The organism is Mesorhizobium sp. M7D.F.Ca.US.004.01.2.1 (assembly GCF_003997785.1).
GTDB lineage: Bacteria > Pseudomonadota > Alphaproteobacteria > Rhizobiales > Rhizobiaceae > Mesorhizobium > Mesorhizobium loti.
This window is the reverse complement of sequence record NZ_RZRQ01000313.1, coordinates 1-6944: the sequence shown is the minus strand read 5'-3', so window position 1 is coordinate 6944 and position 6944 is coordinate 1. Positions and strand designations below refer to the sequence as shown.

The 6944-nt window shown below is 60.4% G+C and carries 9 protein-coding genes; 2 read left to right on the top strand and 7 right to left on the bottom strand.

The window, feature by feature from the left end:
• The first annotated feature begins 44 nt into the window (after positions 1 to 44).
• Positions 45 to 248, top strand: coding sequence for a hypothetical protein (locus EN993_RS28640; RefSeq protein WP_126067474.1), 204 nt, complete (start codon positions 45 to 47; stop codon positions 246 to 248).
• Between the two features lie 613 nt (positions 249 to 861).
• Here the strand turns inward: EN993_RS28640 and EN993_RS28635 are convergent.
• The 3 genes from EN993_RS28635 to cueR form a co-directional block, all read right to left on the bottom strand.
• Complete coding sequence (locus EN993_RS28635; RefSeq protein WP_109666031.1) at positions 862 to 1194, bottom strand: SMR family transporter; 333 nt, start codon at positions 1192 to 1194, stop codon at positions 862 to 864.
• 587 nt (positions 1195 to 1781) lie between these two features.
• Entirely contained in the window at positions 1782 to 2090 is a 309-nt protein-coding gene (locus EN993_RS28630) for a protamine-2 (modular protein) (protein ID WP_109666726.1), read from the bottom strand.
• Positions 2091 to 2471: 381 nt separating this feature from the next.
• Positions 2472 to 2894, bottom strand: coding sequence for a Cu(I)-responsive transcriptional regulator (gene cueR, locus EN993_RS28625; protein ID WP_109666033.1), 423 nt, complete (start codon positions 2892 to 2894; stop codon positions 2472 to 2474).
• Between the two features lie 227 nt (positions 2895 to 3121).
• Between cueR and EN993_RS28620 the strand changes: the two genes are divergently transcribed.
• Positions 3122 to 3739: a L,D-transpeptidase gene (locus EN993_RS28620; RefSeq protein ID WP_109666035.1), complete on the top strand. Its 618-nt coding sequence runs from the start codon at positions 3122 to 3124 to the stop codon at positions 3737 to 3739.
• A 170-nt stretch (positions 3740 to 3909) separates the two neighbouring features.
• Here EN993_RS28620 and EN993_RS28615 read toward each other — a convergent pair whose 3' ends face one another.
• The 4 genes from EN993_RS28615 to EN993_RS28600 form a co-directional block, all read right to left on the bottom strand.
• Positions 3910 to 4479: a NifU family protein gene (locus tag EN993_RS28615; RefSeq protein ID WP_015314175.1), complete on the bottom strand. Its 570-nt coding sequence runs from the start codon at positions 4477 to 4479 to the stop codon at positions 3910 to 3912.
• 144 nt (positions 4480 to 4623) lie between these two features.
• Positions 4624 to 5115, bottom strand: a complete 492-nt coding sequence (locus EN993_RS28610) for a universal stress protein (RefSeq protein WP_056590042.1) — start codon at positions 5113 to 5115, stop codon at positions 4624 to 4626.
• A gap of 104 nt (positions 5116 to 5219) precedes the next feature.
• Complete coding sequence (trpS, locus tag EN993_RS28605) at positions 5220 to 6287, bottom strand: tryptophan--tRNA ligase (protein WP_109666728.1); 1068 nt, start codon at positions 6285 to 6287, stop codon at positions 5220 to 5222.
• Positions 6288 to 6404: 117 nt separating this feature from the next.
• On the bottom strand, positions 6405 to 6944 hold a 540-nt coding region (locus EN993_RS28600; RefSeq protein ID WP_206532433.1), incomplete at its 5' end, for a lipid II flippase MurJ.

The window sequence follows — 6944 nt, the reverse complement described above, 5'->3', positions numbered from 1 at the left end:
CCCAAAAGAAGTCAGGCATTGATCCTTGAAAGATTGAACTTGCGGTGCATACCATCGTTTCCATGGGGACGGGCGACGCAAAATCGAACAGCACCGAAGGCGAACAAATGTGGGCCTTTGACCTTGACGCTCTGCGCAAGGCTTTCGGAAAGTCCGTTCAGGAGCACAAAGTCACGGCGGCTGATTGGGCGGAACACGCCAAGCTGTTCCTCGAAAAACAAAGGGATCGTCAGCGCAAATCGACTTGATGTGTCGCGCCGATCAACTTCCGTTCTTAATTATAAGACAGCAGGGACCAAAGCCTTGCGCCTCACCAACCAAGGTCTGACGTTTGCGCGAATGTCCACTGGACGTTCCGTTATGTCAACCAATCTCAAATATGCCCAAAAGGATGGCCGGTGCTGGGGTATACTAGGAGTTGAGTGGGCACCGGCCATCGCGGGATTAGGCTTTTGGCGATTGGGATCGTCCCCCGCATTGCCCAATGCTATAGATACATTAGAGATTACTCAATTAAGACTGAAGTCCCTATCCAGGCGTAGATATAAACGGCCTTGACCCCGTGGAGGCCAGCCTTGTGTAGCGCCGTAACGTCCGCTCCAAAATATAAGACAGCAGGACTAAAGTCTTGTCTTCCGCACGCAAAGGTCTGAGAGGCCTGTAAAGGTTCCACAAATGTTTGTTGGACGTTCCGCACTTTAGTCAGTCATCATATATTGGTTGCCGTAACGTAATGGCCTATCGCCTTGCCTTGCGCCAGCCTGCGACGCGAGCTTCCGCCTCCGAACAAAACCAGCGCTCACCATACAGCGGGCTTAGCGGCGCGCCCGGTAATGCGCGCACCTGACAAACCCGGCCCAATTAATGGGCGCTCGCTTTGGACAGTAGGTTTAGAACCAATACGCCGGCCAGGATCAGGCCCATGCCGACGAAGCCTGCCAGGTCGGGTCTTTGCCCATAGACAATCCAGGCGACCAACGCGACCAGAACAATGCCGCCGCCCGCCCATACTGCATAGGCGACGCCAACCGGTATCCGATCCAGGACCTGGGACAGAAAGAAAAATGCCGCTGCGTAACCGAGCAGCACCAATATCGACGGGCCAGGCCTGGTGAAGCCCTCTGAGGCTTTCATAGCGCTCGTTGCGACAACCTCACCGATAATAGCCAAAGCAAGAATGGCATAAGCAGGCATGGGGGACCTCCTTCAATGGGAGGCATCCAATGATCAGAACTCCACAGCGACGTCACGTTCACTTTCCCGTGATGGGTGCAGCCGGTTACCGGGTCGCGCGTAGTTCCCATTAAATTAGCTAGAGCGCATATAAAGAGAAAGTGGTATTTCGGGAGGCAGCCGGAGCTCCCCCACTACACCCCGCTCCGGTCAGGCCCGGTAGCAAGTCCACCCAAAGGAAAGGCTGCCGGGCCGCTTCTTTCCATCTATACTCGGAAAGTAAGGGTCAGGTCTGAGTTTTACATGAAAAGACCTGACAGTTTTGAAAATGTCCATTGGGCGCTCCGCTACTTTATTTGATCGAATATTAAGGCGCGCCGAACCGCCTCCAGCCCTGCGACTTGGTTAAAAACGCTCAGTCGGCCTGCGTGCCGCTTGCAACCAACCCGTGGCCCGCTCGTTGACCAATTGCTGGGTTGATCCCCTGGCACTCCAGAATCTGCCCGCTGCCCGATGGTGGCGGGCCTTTTTCCTTGGCTGGAAGTCTAGCCAATATCGACAACGAGAGCCCCGGCGGATGCCGAGAGCTTCGCGTCTGCCGGCTTTCGTCAGAAGCGGATCCAGAAGGATCTGCGGAAACATCTACGGCGCCAGTAACCGTGACGCCAATAGCGACGGCAAACCCGTCTCCAGCCGCGGCGGCGCCTCCTGCGATACCAGCGCACGGGCTCGATGCCGTCTTGGACATCAGGACCATCCTGGTCGAGGATGGCGTCGGACGGTTTGTCGAGTTCATCGAGAATGCCGGGTCCCTTATTCGGAATGCCGGCCAACGCGATGGCAGGACGCGCAATAGCGATCACGGTCGCAGCCCCGGCCAGTCCAAGCATTCCAGTTAGAAGCAATCGCCGATCCATGCCAATCTCCATCCTTGATCATTGCGACAAGGAAGACATAGAGCGGCAGATTGACGCGCCCAGATGCCGAAGAGAATTGTGCCGATTGAACTGCGTGCCGGCTGTGGCAGGCCTTCTTTAGCGTCGACTTGACAATCCGTGTGCCCAAATGCGCCACTTCTCCGGGGCATTGGGGGACATCTCATGAAGAAGACTTATGAACGACCGACGCTGGTGAAGCGCGAAAAGCTCACGACGGCTACGGCCATCGTGTGTGTTTCAGGCTGCCCCGTTTGACCGAAGCCGCAGGCCTCAACAGGTCCGCTATTCCGCTATCTCGTGTCAGGGCACGTCGTGGCTGATGACAAACACGGTCGACGGCCGGCTTTCGGCAGTTTCTTCCTAAGGTCTCGCTGAAGCGGCCTTGTCGTCGAGCATGGCGGCGCCCGCCATGTCATCAAGGATCGGACAATCCGGCCTTTCGTCGCCGTGGCAGGCATGGATCAGTTTCTGCAGGGTCGAGCGCATCGACTGCAGCTCGCGCACCTTCTCCTCGATCGCCGTGACATGGGCGGCGGCGATCTCGCGCACGTCGTGGCTGGCGCGGCTGCGGTCCTGGTAGAGCGCCATCAGCTGGCGACAATCGTCGATGGAAAAGCCGAGATTGCGGGCGCGACGCAGAAAGGCCAGCCGGTGGATGTCGTCTCCGGAATAGTCGCGGTAGCCGTTGGCGGCGCGCGCCGGGGCGATCAGGCCGATCTCCTCATAGTAGCGGATGGTCTTGGCCGGCAGGCCGGAGCGGTGGGCGGCGTCACCGACGTTCATGACGATTCTCCTCGATTCTCAGGAGCCCGTGGACTTGGCCCCTTGAATTTCCTTCACAATCCTGTGAGGGCTGTTGCCGAAATGCCATAGTGATATGCTTACCAGCACGTCAACTCCGGCATATAGGCATCGCGCGCTTGGCAAGCAAAGCAAATGCCAGCATGAATGATGGTGAGAAAGCGGCCGACTCGTGCCGCCGAAGTTGGGGCGGGGCACCGGATCACCTGATGCGCATGAAGTCGTTTGCAATTGTCGCCGCACTGGCGCTTTCCACTGCTATCGCCGGTTGCAGCACCATCGGCTCGCAGATATTCTCCAACGACTACGGCGCGGTCACCGACGCCGGTTACCAGTTGCCACGCATCCCGATCGAGAAAGTGCCGATGAAGTACCATCGGCAGGAAGTGAACTACGACAGCCCGGAAAAGCCGGGCACCATCATCGTCGATACGCAGAACAAGTTCCTCTACTTCATCGAGGGTGATGGAAGGGCAATTCGCTACGGCATCGGCGTTGGCCGCGAGGGTTTCGAGTGGCACGGCACCGCCCATATCGCGCTGAAGCGCGAGTGGCCAACCTGGACGCCGCCGAGGCAGATGATCCAGCGCCAGCCCGAACTGGAAAAGTTTGCTGGCGGCATGGAGCCGGGCCTGAAGAACCCGCTTGGTGCGCGCGCCATGTACCTGTTCAACAAGGGCGGTGATTCGGGCTATCGCCTGCACGGCAGCCCGGAATGGAATTCGATCGGCAAGGCAATGTCGTCAGGCTGCATTCGCCTGATGAATCAGGATATTATCGACCTCTATGACCGCGCCTCGGTCGGCGCCAAGGTCATTGTTCTTTAGGTCATGATGCCGAGAAACCAGTACCGGTTCTCGTGAAAATCATGATCAGATAGAGGCAGCTTTCGTACGCGGACCGTCTAGGCAACAACGGACGTCCCAAACAGAAAACCGGGCAATTCGGCCCGGTTTTTTGTTGTTTGCGATGGAAGTGTCTGCCGGCAGGAGAGCGGTCAGGAGACCTGCTCGACCTGCTGCACTTCCGGCACGAAGTGGCGCAGTAGGTTCTGGATGCCGTGCTTCAGCGTCGCCGTCGATGACGGGCAGCCGGCGCAGGCGCCTTTCATGTGCAGGAATACCGTGCCGTTCTCGAAGCCGCGGAAGGTGATGTCGCCACCATCCTGGGCGACCGCCGGGCGCACCCGCGTGTCGAGCAGTTCCTTGATGGTGATGACCAACTCCTCGTCGGCCTTGTCATAGAACTCACCGGTCTGGCTGGTCTCGGCGGCTGGGCCGGCCTTGGCCATGACAGGCGCGCCGGACATGAAATGCTCCATGATGGCACCAAGGATAGCCGGCTTCAGATGCTGCCAGTCGGGGCCGTCCTTGGACACGGTGATGAAGTCATAGCCAAAGAAAACACCGGTGACGCCGGGAATCTCGAACAGCCGGCCAGCCAGCGGCGAGGCAATAGCGGCGCTGTCGGCATCGCGGAAATCGGCGGTGCCTTCCAGAAGCACTTCCTTGCCAGGCAGGAATTTCAGCGTCGCCGGGTTCGGCGTCGATTCGGTCTGGATGAACATGGCCATCTCCGTGCCCGTTGCGGGCAGCTAGTTTGGAATAATTCTAAATAGGCTCAATTGGCTGGACATTCAAGCGAAACGCATCGCCGGAAGGGCTGGCTGGCGGAATGTTTTTGCGCGCCCCGGGACGCGCTCGAAGCAGCCTCATGCGAGGCTGTCGATCTCCTCGTCCGACAGATTCTGCGGCACCACGGTCACCGGGATCGGGAAGGCCGCACCCTTGCCGGCCACAGCGCCGACCAGCGGCCCCGGGCCTTCCTTGCCCGCACCGGCGGCCAGCACCAGGATGGCGATGTCCTGGTCTTCTTCGATCAGCTTGTGGATCTCTTCCGTCGGCTTGCCTTCGCGCACCACCATCTCAGGCTCGATGCCAAGCTTCTGGCGCACCTTGTTGGCATAAGTGTCGAGTGCTGCGCGCGCCGTGGCGGTCGCCTCCTCGCGCATGATCTTCTCGACGCCCAGCCAGTGCTGGAAATCATCCGGCTCGATCACATAGAGCAGCACCAGCGTGCCGCTGGTGCTCTGCGCCCGCTTCGAGGCATAGGCGACGGCGCGCTCACACTCCGGCGTGTCGTCGATGATCGCCAGGAACTTGCGGCGATGGCCGGCTTCGCGGCTGAGGCGTTTGGAGACCATGTCTATCTACTCGATGCTTTATCGGCCGCAATCTGCCACTGCGGCGGACCGGCGGCAAGCCGCCGGCCTTGGGCCAATATTGTGCAGTGCGCTGACTGTGGGAATTAGGCCTGCAGCAGCCCGATGATGTCGCGCACCGTCTTCATCGTCGCTTCGGCCAGCACGCCGGCACGCTCGCCGCCGTCCTTGAGCACCGCGTCGACATAGGCACGGTCGTCGGAAATGCGGCGCATCTCGCTGGCGATCGGCGCCAGCTTTTCCACCGCAAGGTCGGCCAGTGCCGGCTTGAACACCGAAAACTGCTGGCCGGCGAACTCTTTCAGCACGTCCGCCTTCGACATCTCGGCGAGACCCGCATAGATGCCGACAAGGTTTTCCGCCTCCGGCCGGCTAGCCAGACCGTCCAGCTCGCTCGGCAGCGCTTCCGGGTCGGTCTTGGCCTTGCGGATCTTCTTCGAGATGGCATCGGCGTCGTCGGTCAGGTTGATGCGCGACAGATCCGACGGGTCCGACTTCGACATCTTCTTGGAACCGTCGCGCAACGACATGATGCGCGCCGCCGGCCCGCCGATGACCGGTTCGGTCAGCGGGAAATAGCCGTTCACGGTCTCCTCGCCGACCTGCATCTCGACGCCGACGCCAAGGGCGGCGATGCGGTCGGAGAAGTCATTGTTGAACTTCTGCGCGATGTCGCGGGTCAGCTCCAGGTGCTGCTTCTGGTCCTCACCCACCGGGACGTGGGTGGCACGGTAGAGCAGAATGTCCGCAGCCATCAGGGAGGGATAGGCTAGCAGGCCGAGCGATGCGTTCTCGCGGTCCTTGCCGGCCTTGTCCTTGAACTGCGTCATACGGTTCATCCAGCCGATGCGCGCCACGCAATTGAAGATCCAGGCGAGCTCCGCATGCTGCATGACCCGCGACTGGTTGAAGACGATATGCTTCTTCGGGTCGATGCCCGAAGCCAGGAACGCCGCGGTGATCGACCGCGTCTGGTCGGCGAGGTCTTCATAGACGAGTTGGGCTGTCAGCGAATGCAGGTCGACGACGCAATAGATGCAGTCGGATGTGTCCTGCAGGGCGACGAATTTCTTGATGGCGCCGAGATAGTTGCCGAGATGCAGATTGCCGGTCGGCTGGACCCCGGAAAAGACGAGTGGCTTGAAGGCGGTCATGATTGTCCTCATGGCTTGTGGAGGGCCGTTTCGCGCGCGGCGAAAGTCTTTCGACGGCGCGCTTATGGACGAAGACGGCGCCGCGATCAAGACGGCGCTGCAGGTGGATCTGGCGCTCTACTCGTCCAGTTCGGTCTCTGCGACCGGTGGCGCCGACTTGCCCGATCCGCGTTTGACATTGCGCCGGATCATGCCGAAATCGGCGCCGCCGGTGGCAAACGCGGTTATGAAGTAGAGCAGCGCTCCGCCGGCAACCAGCGACAGCAGCGTCGTCGCCTTGACGACCAGCGGCGAGCCCAGGCCGAGCCTGACGGCGAACCAGTGTTCGGCAAAATAGAGGGCCGTTCCCATCACCACCGCCGACAGCACCAGACGTGGAATGCGTTTCATCAGCGGCACGTCGCGGCCCCAATGGCCGCGCCGGATCAGGACGCCGAGCAGCATCAGCGCGTTGACCCAGCCGGCGACTGCGGAGGCCACCGCAATGCCGGGCGCCCCCATCCTTGGAAACAGCGTCAGCGCCGTGGTGACGTTCACCGCCACCGAGATGGCGGCAAACATCATCGGCGTGCGTGTGTCCTCGCGGGCGAAGTAACCCGGCGTGAAGGCCTTGATCAGCACGAAGGCCGGCAGGCCGAGGCCGAAGATCGCCAGGAT